Origin of the sequence: Granulicoccus phenolivorans DSM 17626 = NBRC 107789 = JCM 15570, assembly GCF_000423085.1 — a bacterium.
GTDB lineage: Bacteria > Actinomycetota > Actinomycetes > Propionibacteriales > Propionibacteriaceae > Granulicoccus > Granulicoccus phenolivorans.
In genome coordinates this window covers 1-22,777 of sequence record NZ_AUHH01000018.1, presented here as the reverse complement: position 1 = coordinate 22,777, position 22,777 = coordinate 1, and the positions used below count along the sequence as shown (strand labels likewise).

At 70.1% G+C, this 22,777-nt stretch carries 21 protein-coding genes; 13 read left to right on the top strand and 8 right to left on the bottom strand.

From position 1 onward, the window contains the following. The first annotated feature begins 103 nt into the window (after nt 1–103). The gene (locus tag G531_RS24500) at nt 104–1,486 is read left to right on the top strand and encodes a polysaccharide deacetylase family protein (protein ID WP_051215276.1); all 1,383 of its coding nucleotides are present in this window, start codon (nt 104–106) and stop codon (nt 1,484–1,486) included. Between the two features lie 138 nt (nt 1,487–1,624). Beyond that, nucleotides 1,625–2,398 carry a pirin family protein gene (locus G531_RS0108845; protein WP_026926974.1) on the top strand — a complete coding sequence of 258 codons (774 nt, stop codon included), beginning with the start codon at nt 1,625–1,627 and terminating at the stop codon, nt 2,396–2,398. A gap of 7 nt (nt 2,399–2,405) precedes the next feature. Here the strand turns inward: G531_RS0108845 and bluB are convergent, their stop codons facing one another. From bluB to G531_RS0108825, 4 genes are read right to left on the bottom strand one after another with little or no spacing between them, the layout of a single operon-like run. Beyond that, on the bottom strand, nt 2,406–3,053 hold the full coding sequence (bluB, locus tag G531_RS0108840) for a 5,6-dimethylbenzimidazole synthase (protein ID WP_026926973.1): 648 nt from the start codon (nt 3,051–3,053) through the stop codon (nt 2,406–2,408). 31 nt (nt 3,054–3,084) lie between these two features. Then, nucleotides 3,085–4,785, bottom strand: a complete 1,701-nt coding sequence (locus tag G531_RS0108835; protein ID WP_026926972.1) for a glutamine--tRNA ligase/YqeY domain fusion protein — start codon at nt 4,783–4,785, stop codon at nt 3,085–3,087. Between the two features lie 43 nt (nt 4,786–4,828). Further along, nucleotides 4,829–6,238, bottom strand: a complete 1,410-nt coding sequence (mptB, locus tag G531_RS0108830; RefSeq protein WP_026926971.1) for a polyprenol phosphomannose-dependent alpha 1,6 mannosyltransferase MptB — start codon at nt 6,236–6,238, stop codon at nt 4,829–4,831. Nucleotides 6,239–6,257: 19 nt separating this feature from the next. Next, complete coding sequence (locus G531_RS0108825) at nt 6,258–6,983, bottom strand: IclR family transcriptional regulator (protein ID WP_026926970.1); 726 nt, start codon at nt 6,981–6,983, stop codon at nt 6,258–6,260. Nucleotides 6,984–7,147: 164 nt separating this feature from the next. Between G531_RS0108825 and leuC the strand changes: the two genes are divergently transcribed. The 7 genes from leuC to G531_RS0108790 all read left to right on the top strand — a co-directional run bounded on the left by leuC (nt 7,148) and on the right by G531_RS0108790 (nt 14,294). Beyond that, nucleotides 7,148–8,563, top strand: coding sequence for a 3-isopropylmalate dehydratase large subunit (gene leuC, locus G531_RS0108820; protein WP_026926969.1), 1,416 nt, complete (start codon nt 7,148–7,150; stop codon nt 8,561–8,563). 19 nt (nt 8,564–8,582) lie between these two features. Next, nucleotides 8,583–9,173, top strand: a complete 591-nt coding sequence (leuD, locus tag G531_RS0108815; RefSeq protein WP_026926968.1) for a 3-isopropylmalate dehydratase small subunit — start codon at nt 8,583–8,585, stop codon at nt 9,171–9,173. A gap of 144 nt (nt 9,174–9,317) precedes the next feature. Next, a complete protein-coding gene (cas6, locus tag G531_RS0108810; protein WP_026926967.1) occupies nt 9,318–10,067 on the top strand; it encodes a CRISPR system precrRNA processing endoribonuclease RAMP protein Cas6 in 750 nt (249 codons plus the stop codon). A 259-nt stretch (nt 10,068–10,326) separates the two neighbouring features. After that, on the top strand, nt 10,327–11,940 hold the full coding sequence (locus G531_RS21510) for an FAD-dependent monooxygenase (RefSeq protein WP_081683975.1): 1,614 nt from the start codon (nt 10,327–10,329) through the stop codon (nt 11,938–11,940). Nucleotides 11,941–11,972: 32 nt separating this feature from the next. Next, entirely contained in the window at nt 11,973–12,875 is a 903-nt protein-coding gene (locus G531_RS0108800) for a VOC family protein (RefSeq protein WP_026926966.1), read from the top strand. After that, nucleotides 12,872–13,720 carry an alpha/beta fold hydrolase gene (locus G531_RS0108795; protein ID WP_026926965.1) on the top strand — a complete coding sequence of 283 codons (849 nt, stop codon included), beginning with the start codon at nt 12,872–12,874 and terminating at the stop codon, nt 13,718–13,720. Before G531_RS0108800 ends, G531_RS0108795 begins: the two co-directional genes overlap by 4 nt. Nucleotides 13,721–13,892: 172 nt before the next feature. Continuing rightward, the gene (locus tag G531_RS0108790) at nt 13,893–14,294 is read left to right on the top strand and encodes a DUF309 domain-containing protein (protein ID WP_145978654.1); all 402 of its coding nucleotides are present in this window, start codon (nt 13,893–13,895) and stop codon (nt 14,292–14,294) included. A 23-nt stretch (nt 14,295–14,317) separates the two neighbouring features. Here the strand turns inward: G531_RS0108790 and cofC are convergent, their stop codons facing one another. Continuing rightward, nucleotides 14,318–15,154 carry a 2-phospho-L-lactate guanylyltransferase gene (gene cofC / locus G531_RS21505; protein ID WP_051215275.1) on the bottom strand — a complete coding sequence of 279 codons (837 nt, stop codon included), beginning with the start codon at nt 15,152–15,154 and terminating at the stop codon, nt 14,318–14,320. 37 nt (nt 15,155–15,191) lie between these two features. Between cofC and G531_RS21500 the strand changes: the two genes are divergently transcribed. Together G531_RS21500 and G531_RS0108775 are read left to right on the top strand one after the other, a co-directional pair. After that, complete coding sequence (locus G531_RS21500; RefSeq protein ID WP_051215274.1) at nt 15,192–15,962, top strand: lysophospholipid acyltransferase family protein; 771 nt, start codon at nt 15,192–15,194, stop codon at nt 15,960–15,962. A 60-nt stretch (nt 15,963–16,022) separates the two neighbouring features. After that, on the top strand, nt 16,023–17,165 hold the full coding sequence (locus tag G531_RS0108775; protein WP_245630464.1) for a D-alanine--D-alanine ligase family protein: 1,143 nt from the start codon (nt 16,023–16,025) through the stop codon (nt 17,163–17,165). A 52-nt stretch (nt 17,166–17,217) separates the two neighbouring features. Here G531_RS0108775 and G531_RS0108770 read toward each other — a convergent pair whose 3' ends face one another. Next, nucleotides 17,218–17,679 (bottom strand): DUF3515 family protein, encoded by a 462-nt coding sequence (locus G531_RS0108770; protein ID WP_026926962.1) that lies wholly within the window; start codon nt 17,677–17,679, stop codon nt 17,218–17,220. A 5-nt stretch (nt 17,680–17,684) separates the two neighbouring features. Next, entirely contained in the window at nt 17,685–17,921 is a 237-nt protein-coding gene (locus G531_RS0108765; protein WP_026926961.1) for an Lrp/AsnC ligand binding domain-containing protein, read from the bottom strand. A gap of 112 nt (nt 17,922–18,033) precedes the next feature. On the opposite strand from G531_RS0108765, the gene G531_RS0108760 reads away from it, so the two are divergent. Together G531_RS0108760 and G531_RS0108755 are read left to right on the top strand one after the other, a co-directional pair. Continuing rightward, on the top strand, nt 18,034–18,981 hold the full coding sequence (locus G531_RS0108760; RefSeq protein ID WP_035758412.1) for a thiamine-phosphate kinase: 948 nt from the start codon (nt 18,034–18,036) through the stop codon (nt 18,979–18,981). 323 nt (nt 18,982–19,304) lie between these two features. After that, a complete protein-coding gene (locus G531_RS0108755) occupies nt 19,305–21,746 on the top strand; it encodes an FtsK/SpoIIIE family DNA translocase (protein WP_026926959.1) in 2,442 nt (813 codons plus the stop codon). A 10-nt stretch (nt 21,747–21,756) separates the two neighbouring features. On the opposite strand, the gene G531_RS0108750 is transcribed toward G531_RS0108755, so the two are convergent. After that, nucleotides 21,757–22,497, bottom strand: a complete 741-nt coding sequence (locus G531_RS0108750) for a class I SAM-dependent methyltransferase (RefSeq protein WP_026926958.1) — start codon at nt 22,495–22,497, stop codon at nt 21,757–21,759. Between the last annotated feature and the right edge of the window lie 280 nt (nt 22,498–22,777).

Genomic DNA, 22,777 nt, shown 5'->3' with positions numbered 1-22,777 from the left:
TCCGGGGTCGCGGGCAGGCCGTGCGTGTCGCAGGTCCGCCGGGTGATCGCGGCCCCAGACTGTCAGTGAGAGAATTGACCCCACAACCTCGTCGGAGGCAGCCATGTCCACATCCCCGAACTCCGAGGTGGGATCGGTGCAGCGCGGAACCCGGTCCCGAGTGCGTGCCCTGTGCATCCTGCTGGTGACGCTCACTCTGGTACTGGCCGGCGCCCCGGCGTACGCGGTGACGGTGACCGGAGGGATCGGCGACAAGTACCGCTCGGTCGGGGGCGAATCCGGCCGGCTCGGCCTCCCGCTGGCCGACGAGGTTCAGTTGAACGCCGACACCTGGCTGCAGCGCTTCGAGCACGGCGAGATCTACTACAACCGATCGGTCGGCGCGCATCAGGTCTGGGGCGGCATCCGGGACAAGTTCGGTGCCACCGGCTGGGAGAACGGACGCCTGGGCATCCCGGTCACCGACGAGTTCGAGGGCGGCAACAGCGCCTGGGTACAGGACTTCGCCGGAGGCAACATCTTCTGGCACCCGTGGTACGGCGGCCATACCGTCTGGGGCGCGATCCGCACCAAGTACGGCCAGTTGGGCTGGGAGCGCGGCCGCCTCGGCGCCCCGGTCACCGATGAGTTCCAGACCCAGTGGAACCACTACGTACAGAACTTCGCCGGGGGCTCGATCTACTACCGCGGCGACCTCGGCGCCCACATGGTGTGGGGCGGGATCATGATGGAGTACGCCCGCCACAACTGGGAGCTGGGCGATCTGGGCGGGCCGACCAGCGATGAATACACCATCTCCGGTGGCTGGGCCCAGGACTTCGAACACGGCCAGATCCGGATCGAGAACGGCTCCTACCGCGTCCGGTACTGGAACCGGGTCGACTGCTCGGTCGACAAGTGCGTCGCGCTGACCTTCGACGACGGACCCGGGCCCTACACGCAGCGGCTGCTGAACACCCTGACCAGCAAGGGGGCCCGGGCCACCTTCTTCACCCAGGGCGCCGGCCTGCGCAACTATCCCGGGGTGGCTCGGCAGATCGTGAACACTCCCGGGATGGAGATCGCCAACCACACCCTGACCCACCCGAGCCTGCCCGGGCTGAGCGAGTCGCAGATCCGCCAGGAGATCGCCGGGAACCATGACCTGATCCAGAGCACCACCGGGGCCCGATCGACCCTGTTCCGGCCGCCCTACGGCGCGCGCAACTCGACGGTCGACCGGATCGCGGGGGAGTCCGGCGAAGCGGTGATCCTGTGGAGCGTGGATACCCTCGACTGGCAGTCCCGCAATGCCGCTGCCGTTCGCGCCGTGGTGAACCGGGACACCCGCAATGGTTCGATCGTGCTGATGCACGACATCCACTCGACCACCGTCGACGCCGTGCCGGGCATCGTCGACGATCTGCAGGGCCAGGGCTACACGCTGGTCACCGTCTCCGAACTGCTCGGCTCCCCGGTGCCCGGCCGGGTCTACACCCAACGCTGAACCCCGCCCGGGCTCGGCCCGCTCGACGGGTCCCGCCCCGCGCCGGCAGGGCGGGGCCCGTCGTCGTTCCTGGGTCAGTGTCTGGTAAATGATTTAGAGTTCAACTATTCTGGTTGCAGATCGGGCGAGAGGATTCCCATGACCACCGAGATCACCCCAGGCGTCGACATCCGCCGCGCCGCCGACCGGTTCGCCACCAAGATCGACTGGCTGGACTCCCACCATTCCTTCTCCTTCGGCCAGCACCACGACCCGCGCAACACCCACCACGGCCTGCTGCTGGTGAACAACGACGACATCGTGGCACCCGGCACCGGCTTCGAGACCCATCCGCACCGGGACATGGAGATCGTCACCTGGGTGATCCAGGGCTCCCTGGTCCACCAGGATTCCGAGGGCAACAACGGAATCATCTATCCCGGCCTGGCCCAGCGGATGAGCGCCGGCACCGGAATCATGCACTCGGAGAAGAACGACTCCTGGCGCGCCGACCCGACCCGGGACAAGCACGAGGATCCGGTGCACTTCATTCAGATGTGGGTGATCCCCGATGAGTCCGGGATCACCCCCGGCTACGAACAGGTCGAGGTCGCTCCCGCGGACCTGGCCGGCAAGTTCGCCACCATCGCCACCGGCATGCCCCAGTACGCCGACGCCGCCGCGATTCGGATCAAGAACGAGTACGCCGCCCTGCACGCCGCCCGGCTGCAGCCGGGGGAATCGGTCGAACTGCCCGCGGCGCCCTACCTGCATCTGTTCATCCCGCGGGGCAGCGTCGACCTGGAGGGGGCCGGCCGCCTGGGCACCGGCGACGCGGTCCGCTTCACCGCCACCGGCGGGCAGCGGGTCACCGCTCTCGAACCGGCCGAGGTGCTGGTCTGGGAGATGCACGCCGGGGTTCGGTTCGGCTGAGCCGGGCTCAGTTCGGCCGCGGGGAGTAGCGTTCCCGATGCACCACGCCGGCCAGTGGTGAGCGGTGCCGCCACCCGTAGCGCTCCAGGTCGGGGACGTCCGGCAGCGTCGATACGGCGCCCAGGCAGAGCCAGGCCACCGGACGGACCGGTGCGGGCAGGCCGACCAGCGACGCCAGCGTCTGCTCCCGGTAGAACGACACCCAGCCGACCCCGAGGCCTTCCGCGGTGGCCGCGAGCCACAGGTTCTGAATGGCGCACACCACCGAGAACAGCCCGGCATCGGCGATCGCGTGCCGGCCGAGCACGTTCGGGCCGCCGCGAGTGGGGTCGTAGCCGACGACCAGGCCCAACCCGGATTCCCGGATGCCCTCGATCTTGATCCGGGCGAAAGTCTCGGCACGCTCCCCGGTGAGGGTCGCGGCATAGGTGTCCCGCTCGTGGGCGACGTGTTCGGCGAACGCGTTCAGCGTGCCCGGATCGCGTACCACGATGAAGTCCCAGGGCTGGGACATCCCGACCGAGGGGGCCGCATGGGCCGCGGAGAGCAGCCGTTGGAGTACGTCCTCGGCGAGCGGCTCGCCGGTGAACTCCCGGCGGGTGTCCCGGCGAGAGTTGATGACCTCATACAGCGACCGGGCATTCTCAGCAATCACACCAGTCACTTTAGTCACCGGTGGCCGGCGTCTACTTGCCCTGGCGTTTCTGGATCGCCGCCCACTCGTCGCGCAGCCCCACGGTGCGGTGGAACAGCAGGGGAGTGCGCGGGTCGTGGGCGAAGTAGCCGAGGCGCTCGAACTGCACCACCGCGCCCGGCGGGGTCTCCCCGAGTGCGGGTTCGACCCGGCACCCGGTCAGGATCTCCTGGGAATCCGGGTTGAGGTCGTCCAGCGGCTCCCCGGTACGCTCCCCGGGGGCCTCGGCGGTGAACAACCGGTCATACAGCGCCACGGTGGCGGTCTGCGCATGGGGTGCCGACACCCAGTGCATCGTCGACTTGACCTTGCGCCCGTCCGGCGCGGTCCCGCCCTTCGACTCCGGATCGTAGGTGGCATGCACCTCGACCACGGTGCCCTCGGCGTCCTTGACCACGTCGGTCGCAGTGACCAGGAACGCACCGCGCAGCCGCACCTCGCGGCCCGGGGAGAGCCGGAAGAACTTCGGCGGCGGCACCTCAGCGAAATCGTCGGCCTCGATCCACAGCTCCCCGGTGAACGGGACCCGGCGGGTGCCGTCGGCCTCATTCTCCGGGTTGTTGGCGACCTCGAACCACTCCACCACGGGCGCGCCGTCGGCATCGGTGGGCCAGTTGTCCAGCACCAGCTTCAGCGGGCGCAGCACGGCCATCCGGCGCAGCGCGACCCGGTTCAGTTCCCGGCGGACGAAGGATTCCAGCATCTCGATCGAGTGCCGGGAATTGGTCCGGGTGATGCCGATGAAGTTGCAGAAGTCCACGATCGCGGCGGCCGGGTAGCCGCGCCGGCGCAGGCCGCGCAGGGTCGGCAGCCGGGGATCGTCCCAGCCGTCGACGGTGCCCTCGGTGACCAGCTTCGCCAGGCGCCGCTTCGAGGTCACCGTGTGGGTCAGTTCCAGCCGGGCGAACTCGATCTGCCGCGGGGTGTCGCCGGGCAGCGGCAACTGGGCCAGGTACCAGTCGTACAGCGGCCGGTGCGACTCGAACTCCAGCGTGCACAGCGAGTGCGTGACCCCCTCCAGCGCGTCGGACTGCCCATGCGCCCAGTCGTAGGTGGGGTAGATGCACCAGGTGTCCCCGGTGCGGTCATGGGTGACCCGGCGGATCCGGTACATGATCGGGTCGCGCAGTTGCATGTTCTCGTGCTGCATGTCGATCTTGGCCCGCAGCACCCGCGACCCGTCGGCGAACTCCCCGGCCCGCATCCGGCGGAACAGATCCAGATTCTCCTCCGGCGTCCGGGTCCGATACGGCGACTCGATGCCCGGCTTGCCGAAGCCACCGCGCTGCTCGGAGATGACCTCGGTGTCCTGATCGTCGACGTACGCCAGCCCGGCCCCGATGAGGTGCTCCGCCCAGGCGTACAGCTGGTCGAAGTAGTCCGAGGCGTGCCGCACCGGGTCGGGGATGGCGAACCCGAGCCAGGTCACGTCGTCGACGATCGACTGCGCGAACTCGGTCTCCTCGACGTCGGGGTTGGTGTCGTCCAGACGCAGATTGCAGACGCCGCCGAAGTCGGCGGCGATCCCGAAATCGACGCAGATCGCCTTGGCGTGCCCGATGTGCAGATAGCCGTTGGGCTCGGGTGGGAACCGCGTCTGCACTCGCCCGGCGAAGGTGTCCTGCGCGTTGTCGGCACGGACGGCGGTGCGGACGAAATCCTCGCTCGGAGACGGTGTGTCGGGCTGCGTCATGGCGGTCAACCTAGCACGCAGCCGCCCCCGGCCGAGGCGTGATTCAAGCCGGACGCGGGGCCACCGGGGGACCCAGCCGCCCCCACCGGAACCAGACCGCAGCCAGCACCATCGACAACGGGGCGGTGATCGTCGGCGGCCACTGTTCCTGCAGGACGCACGACAGCAGCAGTGCGCCGATCATCGCCACGCAGATCCGGGCGGTGCGCGCCGGAATCCGGCACAGCGGCAGCAGCGCCGCACCCCACAGCACGTACCACGGTTGCAGGGCTGCCCCGGTGAGCGCGAAGGCGATCAGGATCCACGCCGTGGCGAGCACCGGACGCGATCGGCCGAACCGGCGCAGCAGCCACACCGCCGCGGCCAGGAACAACACCGCACTGACCACCGTGATCACCGGGTCGACACCGCCGGCCGGCAGCCCCAGGGTGCGTACCAGCAACTGGCGGATCCAACTGAGCGGCGCATGCGAGATGACCCCGTTCGGGTTGCCCGCCGTGGGGTTCAGCCAGCCCAACCCGAGCCCGGTGGCAAAGGAGGTCCCCAGGAAGACCGCGCCGCCGATCGCGCCGCAGAGCAGCACCCGCAGGCCGATCCGCGGCCAGGACCAGGTACGCCGCTGCCGGTCGGTGAGCGTGACCAGCGCGACCCCGACCGCGGCGATCACCGCGGTCTGCTTGAATCCGGCGGCCAGCCCGATCAGGGCCATCGAGCCGACGATCCCGACCCACTGCGCCTGCCAGCGCCGGGCCACGTAGAACGCGGCCAGGACCAGCGCCAGCATCGCCGCGTCGTTGTGCGCGCCGCCGACGAACTGGGTCAGCATCAGTGGATTCAGCGCGATGCCCCACAGCGCGACCGCCGGGTTCATCCCGAACCGGCGCGCGAGTGGGGCCGCCAGCGCGACCATCCCGGCGAACCCGGCCACCGCCAGGACCCGCATCGCGATCATCGACCACCAGGGATGCGAGCCGCTCAGCGCGACCAGCCCCGCCTGGGCCCACAGCGCCAGCGGGGGATAGACCGCGGTGGTGTCCAGCCACGCCGAGTAGATCCCGGCGGTGAACGGACTGGGTACGCCCATCACCACCTCGTACGGGTTCTGCCCCTGCAGCAGCAGCCAGCCCTGGGCCGCGTACGCCCACGGGTCGGCGGTCTGCAACGGCGGGATCAGCAGCATCGGCAGCGCCCACAGGGCGGCGATCCGGCGGCGCGGCGCGGCACCGTGGCGGGGGTGCAGCCGCAGCCAGGCCCAGAACAGCAGCACCGAGCCGGCCAGGGCCAGGATCCGGAACATCCAGCGGCCGTTGCCGGTACGCACCCACCACAGGTGGCGATGGAACCAGCCGAGCAGGTCGTCGGGCAGATAGCCGACGCTGAACGGCAGGAACGCCACCAGGACCGAGCCGAGCAGCCCGATCAGGGCAGGGGACAGCCAGGTCTTGGAACGCATGCTCGGAATCCTAGGGGGCTCAGGCCTCGGTGCCGTTGTGCCGCAGCACCTCCGAGAGTCGGTCGGCGGCGGCGATCACCGCGCGGGCGTGCAGGCGTCCGGGCTGATCGGTCAACCGCTCGGCCGGACCGGACACGCTCAGCGCGGCGATCACCTTGCCGGAGGGGGAGCGCACCGGGGCCGAGACCGAGGCCACCCCCGGCTCGCGCTCGCTGACGCTCTGCGCCCACCCGCGGCGCCGGACCGCGGCCAGCGCGACCGCGGAGAACCGGGACGACTTCAGTCCCCGCTGCATCCGCTCGGGTTCCTCCCAGGCCAGCAGCACCTGGGCCGCCGATCCGGCGGCCATGGTGAGCTGGCTGCCGACCGGGACCGTGTCGCGCAGGCCGGACATCCGCTCGGCCGCGGCCACACAGATCCGGACATCGCCCTGCCGCCGGTACAGCTGCGCCGACTCGCCGGTGATGTCGCGCAGCCGGGTCAGGACCGGGCCGGCGGTGGCGAGCAGGCGATCCTCGCCGGCCGCGGCGGCCAGTTCGGCCAGTCGCGGACCCAGCACGAAGCGGCCCTGCAGGTCCCGGCCGACGAACCGGTGGTGTTCCAGCGCGACCGCGAGCCGGTGCGCGGTCGGTCGGGCCAGACCGGTCGCCGAGACCAGGCCGGCCAACGTGGTGGGGCCCGTCTCGAGTGCGTTCAGCACCAGGGCCGCCTTGTCGAGTACGCCCACCCCGCTGGAGTTGTCCATCATGAACCTGCCCTTGAAACGATTAACTGCGAAACTATGAATCCCGTCGGGAATCCCACCCGCCGCGGAAGCTCCGGAATTTTCGCGATTGGTTGCCGAAAGTTCACCCGGAGCCGTAGACTGTCCAAGTAATGATATCCGCATCTCGCAGTTTGGACAACAGCATGGGAGACAACTCGAGTCGAGGCCGCACCCTGGTCGAGAAGGTGTGGGACGACCACGTCGTCCGCTCCGCCGAGGGCGAGCCCGATCTGCTCTACATCGACCTGCACCTGGTGCACGAGGTCACCAGCCCGCAGGCCTTCGACGGGCTGCGGCAGGCCGGCCGTCCGGTCCGTCGGACCGACCTGACCCTGGCCACCGAGGATCACAACACCCCGACCCTCGACATCGACAAGCCGATCGCCGACCCCGTCTCCAGGACCCAGGTCGACACGCTGCGCAAGAACGCCGAGGAGTTCGGCGTCCCGATCTACTCGCTGGGCAATGCGAACCAGGGCGTGGTGCACATCATCGGCCCGCAGCTGGGCCTGACCCAGCCGGGCATGACCGTGGTCTGCGGCGACTCGCACACCGCCACCCACGGCGCCTTCGGGTCGATCGCCTTCGGCATCGGCACCTCCGAGGTCGAGCACGTGCTGGCCACCCAGACGCTGCCGCAGGCCAAGCCGAAGACGATGGCGGTGACCTTCCGGGGCGATCTGCCCGCCGGCGTCACCGCCAAGGACGCGGTCCTGGCGCTGATCGCGAAGGTCGGCACCGGCGGCGGCCAGGGCTACCTGGTGGAGTACCGCGGCGAGGCCATCGAGAACATGTCGATGGAAGGCCGGATGACCATCTGCAACATGTCCATCGAGTGGGGTGCCCGCGGCGGTCTGGTCGCCCCGGACCAGACCACCTTCGACTACCTGGAGGGCCGTCGCCACGCCCCCAAGGGTGCCGAGTGGGACGCCGCGGTGGCGTACTGGAAGACGCTGCGCACCGACGACGATGCCGTCTTCGATGCCGAGGTCGTGATCGAGTGCAGCGAACTGACCCCGTTCGTCACCTGGGGCACCAACCCCGGCCAGGGTGCGCCGCTGGGGGCCACCGTGCCCGAGCCGTCGTCCTTCGCCGGTGAGGTGGAGCGCAGCGCCGCCGAGCATGCGCTGCAGTACATGGGCCTGACCGCCGGCACCCCGTTGCGTGAGATCAAGGTCGACACCGTCTTCCTAGGGTCGTGCACCAACGGCCGCCTGGAGGACCTGCGCCTGGCGGCGTCGGTGCTGCAGGGCCATCACGTCGCCGAGGGCGTACGCATGCTGGTCGTGCCCGGCTCGGCGAAGGTCCGGCTGGACGCCGAGGCCGAGGGCCTGGACAAGATCTTCCTGGAGGCCGGAGCCGAATGGCGCTTCGCGGGCTGCTCGATGTGTCTGGGGATGAACCCCGACCAACTGGCGCCCGGTGAGCGCAGCGCGTCCACCTCCAACCGCAACTTCGAGGGTCGGCAGGGCAAGGGGGGCCGCACCCACCTGGTCTCCCCGGCCGTGGCTGCGGCCACCGCCGTGCGCGGCACCCTGTCCTCGCCCGCCGATCTGTGAGCCGAAGGAGACACTGATCATGGAGAAGTTCACCACCTACACCGGCACCGCGGTGCCGCTGCGCCGCAGCAACGTCGACACCGACCAGATCATCCCGGCGGTCTACCTCAAGCGGGTCACCAAGACCGGCTTCGAGGACGGCCTGTTCGCCGCCTGGCGTCAGGATCCGGAGTTCGTGCTCAACCAGGACGCGTACGCCAAGGGCACCATCCTCGTCCCCGGCCCCGACTTCGGCACCGGCTCGTCGCGGGAACACGCGGTCTGGGCGCTGCAGAACTACGGGTTCAAGGTCGTCATCGGTTCCCGCTTCGGCGACATCTTCCGCTCCAACTCCGGCAAGGCCGGCCTGCTGATCGCGGTGATCAGCCAGGAGCAGGTGGAGCAACTGTGGCAGGCCATCGAGGCCGACCCGAGCACCGAGGTGACCGTCGACCTGGGCACCAAGACCATCACCGCCGGTGATTTCCGCGCCGAGTTCGCGATCGACGACTACACCCAGTGGCGGCTGATGGAGGGGCTCGACGACATCGGCCTGACCCTGCGTCACGAGGCCGACATCGCCGCTTTCGAGGCCGGCCGGCCGTCGTTCAAGCCGGTCACCACCGCCTGACCGCTCGCCGACGGCACTCCGGGGCCGACGGACCATCCCTGTGATGGCCCGTCGGCCCCGATTGTTCTCCCGGGGTCGGGGCGGCGGCATTAGGCTGTGGGCAGTCTGCCGGGGAACCCCGGCGGCCGATCGGGGAGGGGTGCGGTGGCGGTCAGCCGATGGCGGGTGCGCTGTGAACTGGTTCCCGGCTGCGCGGCCACGCTGCGGCCGACGCCGGTGGGTATCCATGCCGCGGTCGCCGACTGGTTCCACGACGATGCTGAACGGATGCCGGGGCGGCCCTCGCCGGTCCTGACCTATCTGGTCCAACCCCGGATGCGTGGCCCCCGGGTGGTGGAGTTGGAACTCGCGCTGGTGGACGCCCACCTGCCGGACCTGCTGCGGCAACGCGTCCGGGTCGGGCGCACAGTGACCTTCGGGCGGGCGGTGACCACCGTGACCGAGGTCGAGCACCTGATCGGGCCGGCCGATTTCGTCGGCGTCCCGCGGCACCGGTGGCGATTGAAGTTTCCCACCGGCGTCACCTTCCGGGCGAACTCGATGTGGCAGCCCTGGCCCTCGCCCCGGCTGGTGTTGAACAGCATTCAGCAGCGGCTGTACGTCGGGATGGGGGGCGGCGCCGGGTTCCGGATCGACGACGAGATTTGCTCCACGATCGTGGTCAGCGATGTTTCCCTCACCACCGAGCGGATCGAGCCCGCCGACCCCCGGTCCCGGGCCCGCGCCCCGCGGATCGCGGTGGGCACCGTCGACTGGCACTGCACCGGGGACGAGTTCACCCGCACCCTGGTGGACTGGCTGCTCCGGATGGGCCGCTACACCTCCGTCGGCGCCCGGACCGCGTGGGGCGTCGGGGTACTGGAGATCGAAACGTTCGATCGACCGGTCCGCTGACCGGAACGGGTCCCGCGCACGGTGTCCGGTGAGCCTCGTTAGAGTGGGGCCAATCGCCCCGCTGCGCTCCCGGAGATCGTGGGTCAGGTGGATTCCGTGACGGATTCGCCGACCCCACTCCGAGGTACCTGACAGGTCTTTTTCGCGGGGCTGTCCACCATGCGCCGAGTCGCCTCTTTTTGACCACCGCAGCCGCGGTGGCCGGCGGAATCCCCGTCGGCCCCCGGGCATCCCACGCTTACGGCAGGAAGACTCAACGATGAGCAGTAATGCGACCACCTACGACACCGACGTCGTGATCATCGGCTACGGCCCCTCCGGGGTCGCTTCGGCCCTCAATCTCGGCGAGGACGGTGTCTCGTGCATCGCGCTGGAGAAGGACCGCGATCTCTACCAGCGCGCCCGCGCCGTCACCGTGAACGACTGGACCATGCGCTGCTTCCAGTCTCTCGGGCTGGACGAGGACCTGATCAAGGACATGGACGAGACCGAGGCACTGCGCTGGGTCCGCTACGACGGCACCGAGATCTTCGGCCTGACCTTCCCGCCGGGCCGGTACGGACACCCGACCTCGTACGCCATCTACCAGCCGCTGATGGAAGCGACCCTGCGCGAGGCCGCCAAGAAGCACGAGAGTGTTGACGTCCGGTACGGCGCCGAGGTCGTCGACGTGACCCAGGACGCCGACGGCGTCACCGTCTCCTACTGCGAACAGGGGGTCGAGGGCGGTGAGATCACCAAGATTCGGGCCAAGTACGCCCTGGCCTGCGACGGCGGTTCGAGCCGCACCCGGACCCAGCTGGAGATCCCGCTGACCGGCGACACCCTGGGAGTGCGCTGGGTCGTGATCGACGCCTTCGTGCGCCGGTGGTGGCCGAACCGGCACATCCTCACTTTCTGGTCGGACAAGCAGCGCCCGGTGGTCGACATCGCGCTGGCCCGCGGCAACCATCGCTGGGAGATCCCGCTCAACGACCACGAGCAGGAATCCGACTTCGCCACCAACGAGGACGTCTGGCCGCTGTTGGAGGCACTCGGCGTCTCGCATGACGACATCGAGATCCACCAGCATGCGTTCTACAGGCACCACATCCGCGCCGCCGATCGCTGGCGGGACGGGCGGATCTTCCTGCTCGGCGACGCCGGACACATGATGCCGCCGTGGGCCGGGGCAGGGATGCAGTCCGGCATCCGCGATGCGTTCAACATCACCTGGAAGCTGCGCGAGGTGCTGGCCGGGCGGCTGCCCGACGAGGTCCTCGACACCTACGAGGCCGAGCGCCGGCCGAACGTCGCCTTCTTCACCGACGTGGCGATCAACCTCGGCAAGATCATCAAGCAGGAACTCACCGAAGAGGAACAGGCCGCCCTCGCGCCGAAGCCCGGCGAGGAGCCCCAGCTGCCGCCGCTGCTGTGGCCGCCGATGCTCGCCGCCGGCTGGGCCCGGGGCAACCTGGCCCCGGGCCACATCGAGGGCAAGATGGTCATCCAGCCCAAGCTCGCGAACACGCGCGGCGTCCTGGCGCCACTGGATGACCTGCTCGGCCGCGGCTTCGTCCTGCTGGGCGACAACGTCGACCCGACCGAGGTCCTCACGGCCGAGGAGAAGGCCGGCTGGGACAAGCTGAACGCCCGCTACAGCGCGGTCCGGGCTGCCGACCAGGCCACCGTGGGCGAGGACGACCTGGTCGACCTGCACGGCGAACTGCTGGCCTGGATGCGCGGTTTCGGGGCCCGGGTGATCGCAGTGCGTCCGGACCGGTTCGTGGCCGCCAGTGACATTTCCGGACTGGCCGTCCCGGTCGCGGGCTCCGCGGTCGCCTCGCCGGTGCCCGCCGCCCCGACCGACGATCCGGCACCGGTCAACGCCTGATCCCGCACACCCCACACCAAGGAGAAACACATATGTCAACAGTTGAAGAACTGGCCTACATCGAGGTCGAAGCCTCCGATCTGGCCGCCTGGCGAACCCTGGCCGAGGATGTGCTCGGTCTGCAGTCGGTCGAGGCCGGCGCCGGACGCCTGGCGTACCGGATCGATGAGTTTGCCCACCGGATCCAGATCCGGGAGGGCGCCGCGGACGACCTGACCGCGCTCGGCTTCCGGGTCGCCGACGACGCCACCTTCGACGCGCTGGTCGCCGATCTGAAGTCGGCCGGCCACGGGGTCACCGACGGGACCGCCGACTACCTCGCCCTGCGCCAGGTGCAGCGGATGGCCGTGGTCACCGACCCGAACGGCAACCGGGTCGAACTGGTCACCGGGATGGCGCTGGCCGAAACGCCGTTCGAGTCCCCGCTGGGCGTCAATGGCTTCATGACCTCGCCGGGCGGCCTGGGCCACCTGTTCCTGATGTGTGCCCCGGGCGGGCGCCAGGAGATGCTGGACTTCTACGCTCTGCTCGGGTTCATCCTCAGCGACTACATCCAGCAGGAGATCGCACCCGGGATGCTGGTCGATGCCGCGTTCACCCACTGCAACGGCCGCCACCACACGCTGGCCTTCGCCGAGATGCCGATCCCGAAGAAGGCCAACCACCTGATGATCGAGGTCAAGACGATCTCCGATGTCGGGCTGGCCTACGACCGGATTCTGGATCGCCGGATCCCGCTGGTGATGACCCTGGGCATGCACCCCAACGACGAGATGTTCTCCTTCTACGTGCAGACCCCCTCGGGCTTCGCCATCGAGTACGGCTGGGGTGGCCTGATCATCGACGATGAGGAATCGTGGGAGGTCACCACCTACGACCGGCTCAGCAGCTGGGGTCACCGGCCGCCGAAGATGGTGTCGGAGGCCCTCAAGTGACCGAACTCGAATTGCGGGAAAGCGACGTCCGGGTCGATGGGCTGCGGTTGCGGGTCTACGAGACCGGCAATGCCGGCGACCAGCCGATCCTGTGGCTGCACGGCTCCGGCCCCGGGGTCAGTTCCCTGTCGAACTGGCAGGCGCTGATCACCTCGATGCCCGGCTACCATCACATCGCGCCGGATGTGCCCGGCTTCGGTGAATCGGAGCACCTGGACCCGATGCCGCGCGGGATTCCGGCATCGGCCGCGGCGCGGTCGGAGGTATTGCTGCACCTGCTGGACACCATGGGGATCGAGAAGACCCACGTGGTCGGCAACTCGATGGGCGGGATGTACTCGCTGCGGATGGTGTTGACCGCGCCGGAGCGCTTCGACCGGATGGTGCTGATGGGATCGGGCGGGGCCCCGATCCCGCCGACCCCGGACCTGGTGACGATGGTGCAGTTCTACGACGACCCGACCGAGGCGGCGATGCTGCGCCTGATCGGCCGGTTCGTGTACAACGTCGACATGTTCGGCGATACCGTCCAGCAGATCGCCACCGACCGGGTGGCCAAGGCGACCCGGGAGCACATCAAGGCAGCTCACCTGGCGACCTTCGACCCCGCCGGCGGGGCGCTGGTCTACTCCGATGAGGAACTGGCCTCGATCCAGCACGAAACGCTGGTCGTGCACGGCCGGGAGGACAACATGATCCCGTTCGCCGCGGGAACCCATTTCGCCTCCCGGATTCCGAACGCCCAGTTGCACGTGTTCCCGAACGCGGGTCACTGGGTTCAGGTCGAGCAGGTGGCCCGGTTCCGGACCCAGGCCCAGGTCTTCTTCGGCGAGGGGAAGAGCTGACGCACTGACGCAGTGCTGCTGCAGCGGCCGGGCCGGTGGGGCACTCCAGTGGGGTGTTCTGCCGGCCCGGCTGTGTTCCGTCGGTCGGGTTGCTCCGCAGTGGGCGGGGCCCCGGGCGTTGCTGCGGGATAGTCTGGGGCGCACCGGGACGGGCGCGCGGAAGGGGCGCGGAATGATGGTGCGCAAGCCGCTGGGCCCTCGCCAGCCACGTCCCCGGGATGCGCTCGGGCGACCGTTGCCCTACGGCGTGCAGGGCGTCGAGCCGGTTTCGGAGGAGCCCTTGCCGCCGCAGGAAGCCCTGGCGTTCGCGCGAGAGCTGATCGCCCAGGGGCGCGCGTTCTCCGCGCATGAGGTGCTGGAGGCCCGCTGGAAGGCCGCGCCGTCCGACGAACGAGACTTCTGGCAGGGGCTGGCGCAACTCTGCGTCGGGGTGACCCATGCCGCCCGCGGCAACCGGATCGGGGCGATTCGCCTGGTCGAACGCGGGGCGGGCAAACTGACCGCCTACACCGGCGCGACCTACGGGGTCGACGTCGCTGCCGCGATTGCCTGGGCCCGCGCCGAGGTGGCCTGACCGGCCGCAGTAGGGGTCCGGGGTCAGATCCAGCAACTGATCGGACCGGCGGATCCGGTGACCAGGTGGACCCGCTGGCCCGGGCGCGGAGTGAGCCCCGGCTCGACAGCGGCGGCCGGCACCGCGATGCGTACGCCGGCGGCGGTGACGGCGGTCCATCCGCGCTCGCCGGGACCGGCGATGGTGGCCACCAGATGCTCGCCGAGTTGCCCATCGACCAGGACCGACGAGGTCGCCGGACCGACCCCCGGCGCGGCGCTGACCAGATCGGTGGTCGCATCGATGTCGAGCCGCTCGGCCGCGGCCGCGGTCAGCTCGAGCGCCCCGGAGTCGCGATGCCGGCGCGCCGAGTCCGGGCCGTACGCCGGGGCGAGCTCGACGCCGGCGGCCAGGACCAGACACGTGCCGGTGCCCTCGGCGTCGGGAACGAACCCGCGCCCGGGTCGGGGCAGCTGGTCCAGGACCGCGCGAATCGTGGCGGGGGTGAGGGCCGGCAGATCAGCGACACACGCCACCACCACATCGGCGCCCAGCGCCAGCGCCTGCTCCGCGCCGGCGGCAAAGGCGCCGTTCAGACCGGTCCCGGGGTCCCCGAGGACATCGGCGTGCGCTCCGTAGCGGCGCAGGAAGGACCCGATCCCGGGCACCTCGGAGACCACGATGACCCGATCGACCACGGCGTTCAACGCCCGGATCGTGTCCGCGGCCATCAGCAGGGCCAGCCGTTGCCGCAGCGCATCCACTCCGCCCAGCCGCGACTTGGCCGTGGCCAGGTCCTTCACCGGGACCACGGCGATCACGGTCTCGCCGCGGGTGCGGGAGGCGGGAGTCGGAAACTTGGCAGCGGGCACGGAATTCACGGCCCGATCGTGTCAGATCGCCGTCTACAGTGGTGCAGTGCCCAACACTTCTGACGCGCTGGCCCGCCGGCCCCTGCGCAGTGTCGATCTCGAACCCGGACCGGTCGCCCTGCGGCGTACGGTCGCCTTTCTCGGCTGGGTGGTCTCCCGCGGGACACACCTGGAGTGGCGCAACCAGGACCGGATCCCCCGCACCGGTGGTGTGCTGGTGGCGCCCAATCACATCGGGAACTTCGACCCGGTGGTGATCGCGCACTTCATCGGCTGGGCCGGCCGGATGCCGTACGCCCTGGCCAAGCGCGACATCTTCCGGACCCCGCTGCTGGGGTCGCTGGCCCGCGCGAGCGGCCAGATTCCGGTGGATCGGGGGACCGCCGACGCGATCAACTCCGTCCGCGACGCGGTGGCGGCGGTCAACGACGGCAAGTGCGTGGTGGTCTACACCGAGGGGACGATCACCTCCGATCCCGAGGGATGGCCGATGAGCGGGCGTACCGGCGCCGCCCGGATCGCGCTGGAATCGGGGTGTCCGGTGATTCCGGTCGGCCAATGGGGGGCCCAGCACGTGCTGGGTGGCAAGAAGCTCGCGCTGCCGAAGTGGGGCAAACCGACGATCACGGTGTCGGCCGGGGAACCGGTCGATCTGTCCGATCTGCGCGGCCCGGACCCGTCCCGGGAGACGCTGCAGGCCGCGACCGACCGGATCCTGGACGCGATCACCGACCAGGTGGCCGACATCCGCGGGGAACAACCGCCGCCCGGACGCTGGAACCACAAGCTGCAGCGACGGGTCCTGCCCGGCGAATGAGTCGCGCCCCGGGACGAACGAATTGCCAAAGCCGAGCACCGGGTGAAAGATTCCATGTTTGTGACTGAACCGACGACTGTGACCGAACCGACCCGCAAGCCTGTTGTGGCGCTGGTCTTCGGCGGCGACTCCAGCGAACACGGCGTCTCCTGCCTCACCGCCGCCGGCGTGGCCAACGCCATCGACTCCGAGCGCTACGACGTGATCGGGATCGGCGTCACCCGCACCGGCCGCTGGACCCAGATTCCGATCGACCGGGTCCGCGGCCTGCGAACGGTCGGTCAGGAGCTGCCGGCCGTCCCCGAGGACGTGCCCGAGGCGGTCTGGTTGCGCGAGGGGCCCGGCCGGGTCTCGATCGCGACCCGGGACGGGGACCGGCTGATCGATGAGCACCCCGTGGACGCGGTTTTCGCCCTGTTGCACGGCACCTTCGGGGAGGACGGGACCGTCCAGGGCATGTTCGAGATGCTCGGCCTGCGCTACGTCGGAGCCGGCGTCACCGCGTCGGCGGTCGGCATGGACAAGATCGTGATGAAGCAGGTGATCCAGGACTCCGGCCTCCCGGTCGGCCCGTGGACCGCGGTGCTGCCGCGGCAGTGGGCCGAGCAGCCGGACGCCTGCCGGGCCCGGATCGCCGACCTCGGCTACCCGGTCTACGTGAAGCCGGCCCGGGGCGGATCCTCCCTGGGAATCAGCCGGGTCACCGGCCCCGACGAGCTGGACGCCGCGATCGAGCACGCCCAGTCCTACGACCCCCGGGTGATCGTCGAGCAGGGCTTCGTCGGCGCCCGCGAGATCGAGTGCGGCGTCCTGCAGGACCTCAACGGGGGAGCGCCGCTGGTCTCCAGCGTCGCCGAGATCCGGATGCACACCGAGGATGCCTTCTACGACTTCGAGGCGAAGTACCTGCCGGAGAAGCAGGTGTCCCTGGACGTTCCCGCCGACCTGCCCGCCGAGGTCGCCGCGCAGGTGCAGGAGATCGGCGTACGGACCTTCGAGGCGGTCTCCTGCGAGGGGCTGGCCCGGGTCGACTGCTTCCTCACCGCCGACGGCGTGGTCGTGGTGAACGAGATCAACACGATGCCCGGGTTCACCGAGTTCTCCATGTTCCCGCGGGTGTGGGCCCATGCCGGGGTGGCCTATCCGGATCTGATCGATCACCTGATCACGCTGGCCCTGACCCGGCCGCTCGGGCTGCGCTGACCCGGCTGCTCGGGCGGCCGCTGCGCCCGCGGTGAAGCGGGGGAGTGCCAGCTCAGACGCAGGGCTGCTGCACCGGGTCGTGCGCGTTGATCGCGGCACTGAACTCGGTCAGCACGTTCGCCTCGGGGGAGTACTGGGCCGGTACGTTCACCTGCACGTACGCCGCTCGCCCCAGGGTGGTGAACACATACCCACCGGTGGCCGGCTCCGCGAACCAGCCGACGCCGTTCACCTCGAAGCACTGGGAATCCTGCTGCATCGCGGCCGGTTTGGCGACTCCGCAGGCCAGCGCGACCGGCGGATCTCCCCAGGCCCGGGTCCATTCGCTGGTGGTCGTGCGCTGCGGCAGATCGGTGACGGTGCGGGGGACCTCGGCGAGCAGCGGGCCGCAGATGGCCGCGGTCGCCGAGTCCGGACTCGGGGCGGTGACGTCGACCGCGGCCGGCGTACACGCCGACAGCAGGACCAGCGCGGCCAGCGCCCCGGGGACCGCCCGCCGGGTCAGCGGTGGCACCGGGCTCAAATCCGGACGATCGGGCAGGTCACCGTCCGGGTGATTCCCTGCACGGACTGCACCCGGGCCACCACCAGTTGGCCCAGCGCGTCGACGGTGTCGGACTCGGCCCGCACGATGACGTCATAGGGGCCGGTGACATCCTCGGCCAGCACCACACCCTCGATCTTGCGGATCTCGCCGGCCACTTCGGCCGCGCGACCCACCTGGGTCTGGACCAGGATGTACGCCTCAACACTCATCGTTCACACCTCTCGGCTCTCGCTCCAGCAGTGGTGAAGCGGCACGGTCGCCCCCGTCCGGGGCATCGGGCTCACGCTACCGTGTCGGCTGACTGCAGTGAAAGGATTCCGTATGACCCTCGGCGAGACCGGAGAATTCGCGCTGATCGCGCAACTGACCGCGGGGCTGGCCGCCGATGACCGGGTCCGGCTCGGGCCCGGGGACGACGGTGCGGTGGTGCGGCTGCGCGGCGATCTGGTGGTCAGCACCGATGCCCTGGTCGAGGGGGTCCATTTCCGGCGCAATTGGTCCTCCGCCGAGCAGATCGGGCGCAAGGCGGTCGCGGTCAATGTGGCCGATATCGAGGCGATGGGCGCCCGCCCGGTCGCGGTGGTCGTCGCGTTCTGCGCCCCGGCGGACCTGCCGGCGCAGTGGGCCCGGGACTGTCATGCGGGGATGCGCGAGGAGGCGGCCCGGGCCGGGGTGGCCCTGGTCGGGGGCGACATCACCCGCTCGCGGGATGTGACGCTGACGGTGACCGCGCTCGGCGAGACCGGGGACCGGGCGCCGGTGCTGCGCTCGGGCGCGCGGCCCGGGGACGTCGTCGCGCTGCGCGGGCGGATCGGCTGGGCGGCGGCGGGGCTGGCGGTGCTGCAGCGGGGCTTTCGGTCCCCCCGGGCGTGTGTGGCCGCGCAGCAGACCCCGGAGCCGCCCTACGGTGCGGGGATCCAGGCGGCCGAGGCGGGGGCCACGGCGATGATCGACGTGTCCGACGGGCTGTTGGCCGACCTCGGACACATCGCGGAGGCCTCGGGCGTACGCATCGACGTGCGGGCTGACACGATCGAGGTCCCGGATCCGCTGTTCGCGGTCGCCGCGGCCCTGGGTGGGGCCGACCCGCGTACGTTCGTGCTCACCGGCGGGGAGGACCACGCGCTGGCCGCGACCTTCCCGCCCGGCGCGGTCCCGGCCGACTGGGTGGAGATCGGCGTAGTGCTACCGGCCGAGTCGGGCACGGTCGCGGTGACCGTGGACGGGGCCGCGTGGGAGGGCAGCCAGGGCTGGGACCATTACGCCTGACCCCCGGATCGAGGGCACCCGGCGTGGACTCACAGGTTTTGTCGGTGCCCTCGCCTAGGGTCAGCACCATGGCCACCCGCGCGACTTCCCCCGCGCGAACCGGTAGCGCGCCCAAAAAGGCTGCGACCGGTTCGCGGACCCAGGGACCCAATCCCACCCGTAAGACACCGGCAAAGGGTTCGACGGGCAAGCCGAGCGCGCGCAAACCGCCGGCGCGGACCGGCACCCGCAAGACCACCCAGCCCGAGCGGCCCTCCCTGCTCGGGATGCTGGGGCGCGGATTGGCCGCGATCTACGGCGGCCTGGCGCTGGGCACGGGGACGGTGGCCCGCTCGGTCGGCGGCAGCCGCGAGGTGGAGCCGGAGCTGCGGCGGGACGGGATCGGTTTCTTCCTGCTGGCCGTGGCGATCGTGGTGGCCGCCGGATTCTGGTTCGGGCTGCCCGGGCCGGTGGGTGACGCGATCCGCTTCGGGGTGTCCACGGTGATCGGCCGGGTCAGTTTCGCCGCGCCGATCCTGGTCGCCTGGATTGCCTGGCGTACGCTCCGCAACCCGGCCGCGAACGGTTCCGGCGGGCGCCAGGGGCTCGGCTGGGCCGCCCTGACCTTCGGCGGGCTCGGCCTGGTCAGCCTGTCCGACGGCATTCCGCGGCCGGATCAGATGGATGCCATTCGGGCCTCCGGGGGCATGCTCGGCTATGTCTCCTCGAGCATGATCGCCGACCTGCTGACGGTGTACGTGGCGATCCCGCTGTTGATCCTGCTGACCCTGTTCGGGGTGTTGGTGGTCGTCGGGATCCCGCTGTACGAGCTGTCCAACCGGGTCCGGACCTTCGCCGATGAGCGGAATCAGCGCAAGGCCGAACTGGCGTACGGGTTGGACGAACGGGCCTACGACAGCCCGCTGATCCACGACGAGCCGGAGCCGGAATTCGAGGAGGAGCCGGCTCCACGCCCGACGCCCAAGCCGCGGGCACGCAAGAAGCAGCCCCGGCCGGCACCGGAGCCGGTCGAGCCGGCTGCCGCGGAGGACTACGTCCATCTGGACCGGACCCCGCGGCCCGAGGTCGACGGGTTGGCCTCGGAGCTGATGGACCGCGTCTTCGACGTGAATGCGCTCTCCGAACCGGTGGATCTGCGCTCGGCCCGGGAAGCGATGGGGGCCACCGCGGACCTGCAGCCGAAGGCGCAGCCGCCGGCCAAGGTGACCGCCGGCCTTCCGCCGGGAGTGGCCGAGCCGCCGGAACCGGAGCGGCCGAGCACCGAGCCGATGCCGCAGCGCGTGGCGCAGTTGTCCGGCGATGTCTCCTACACCCTGCCCGAGGCGGATCTGCTGAAGCCCGGCGATGCCCCCAAGGCGCGCAGTCAGGCCTCGGACAAGATCGTCGAGGCCCTGGCGAACGTGTTCGACGAGTTCAACATCGACGCCCGGGTCAGCGGCTACACCCGAGGCCCGACCGTCACCCGCTACGAGGTGGAGCTGGGGCCGGCGGTCAAGGTGGAGCGGGTCACCGCCCTGAGCAAGAACATCGCGTACGCCGTGGCCTCCGCCGATGTCCGGATCCTGTCCCCGATCCCCGGGAAGTCCGCGATCGGGATCGAGATCCCCAACATCGACAAGGAGATCGTGTCGCTGGGTGACGTGTTGCGCTCGGCGAAGGCCCGGGCCGACCACAGCCCGATGACCGTCGGGCTGGGCAAGGACGTGGAGGGCGGCTATGTGCTGGCCAACATGGCCAAGATGCCGCACATGCTGGTCGCCGGTGCCACCGGTTCGGGTAAGTCGTCGTTCATCAACTCGCTGATCACCTCGATCATGATGCGGGCCACTCCGGATGAGGTCCGGATGATCCTGGTGGACCCGAAGCGGGTGGAGCTGACCGCCTACGAGGGCATTCCGCACCTGATCACGCCGATCATCACCAACCCGAAGAAGGCCGCCGAGGCGTTGCAGTGGGTCGTCCGCGAGATGGACATGCGCTACGACGACCTCGCCAACTTCGGCTTCAAGCACGTCAAGGACTTCAATCAGGCCGTCCGGGACGGGCAGGTGCAGCCGCCGGCCGGATCGGAGCGGGTGCTGGAGCCGTATCCCTATCTGCTGGTGGTCGTCGACGAGCTCGCCGACCTGATGATGGTGGCGCCCAAGGACGTCGAGGATTCGATCGTCCGGATCACCCAGCTGGCCCGCGCCGCCGGGATCCACCTGGTGCTGGCGACGCAGCGTCCCTCCACCGATGTGGTCACCGGTCTGATCAAGGCCAACGTGCCCAGCCGGCTGGCGTTCGCCACCTCCTCGATGACCGACTCCCGGGTCATCCTGGATCAGCCGGGTGCGGAGAAGCTGGTCGGTCAGGGTGATGGGTTGTTCCTGCCGATGGGCTCGTCCAAGCCGATCCGGGTCCAGGGCTCGTGGGTCACCGAGAAGGAGATCCGGGCGGTCGTCGAGCACGTCTCCGAACAGCTCAAGCCCAACTACCGCGAGGATGTGGCGGCCCCGGCGGAGTCGGCCAAGAAGGTTGCTGAGGACATCGGCGACGACCTGGAATTGGTGCTGGAGGCCGCGGAACTGGTGATCAACAACCAGCTCGGCTCCACCTCGATGTTGCAGCGCAAGCTGCGCGTCGGCTTCGCCAAGGCCGGGCGGCTGATGGACATCCTGGAGACCCGGGGCGTGGTCGGGCCCTCGGAGGGATCGAAGTCGCGTGAGGTTCTGGTCGTCCCCGACGACCTGGACGAGGTGTTGGAGAACCTGCGGGCCGGGTGAGGCCGGTGGTTCAGGGGCGCGTGCTGCGATAGGCCACGGTCCGGTACGGCATGGCGAAGGTGTCCCGCCCGGTCAGGTCGGGGTGGCCGGCGAGCAGGTCCCGGACGCCCCGGACCATTTGCTGCTGGGCGGTCGGGTCGGCGACCAGATAGGCGCTGCGTGAGCGGACCAGTTCGAGCAGGGTGTCGGGGGTGAGCGTACGGATCCAGGTCCAGCTCTGCTCGACCAGCGGACCCAGCGGCGCCGCCACCCGTACGCCGTGCTCGGCGATGAGCAGTTCGGCGGCACTCGGCGTGATGATCTCGGTCAGCGCCGCGATCCAGGGCACCGACTCGTCCCGGATGTTCCAGATCAGCCCCAGTATCCCGCCCGGCCGCAGCACCCGGGCCGCCTCGGCCGACGCCGCGACCGGATCCACCCAGTGCCAGGCCTGCCCGAAGGTCACAGCGTCGACGCTTGCGTCCGGGAGCGGCAGCGCCTCACCGGTTCCGGTGCGGGTCGGGATCGCGGGGGAGCGCTCGGCGAGGACCCGCAGCATCTCCGGGTCGGGGTCGACCGCGGTCACCGTGCGACCGGTGTCGGCGATCAGCCGGGTCAGTTTGCCGGTCCCGGCGCCGACGTCGGCCACCTCGGTGGTCCCGGCCAGCAGCCAGGCGGCCGCGTCGGCGGGGTACTCCGGCCGCGCCCGGTCGTAGCTGCGGCCCGCGCGGCCGAAACTGGTGGCTCGGGTGTCCGGTGGCGGCGTACTCATGGAGCGATCGTAGGTGCCGCGATCTCGGGGCGCCGTACGGTGCTGCCCGGCATGCTTTCCGCGCTTTGCGGCCACCACCTCGGATCCTGGAGGTCCCGGCAGGGAGGGGCGAGGGTTCGTGGTGGGGAGCGAGCATTGGTGACCTCGCTCCTCGGGCTGAATCTTCGCTGTTTTGGCGGATCCTTCGCTGGGCAGCCACTGGGCGGCGCTGCCAGCGCATGAACCGTCGCGCTACGGCCGAGAACCGGTGTTGTTCGGGACGCGTCCCTCGCCCGGCGGC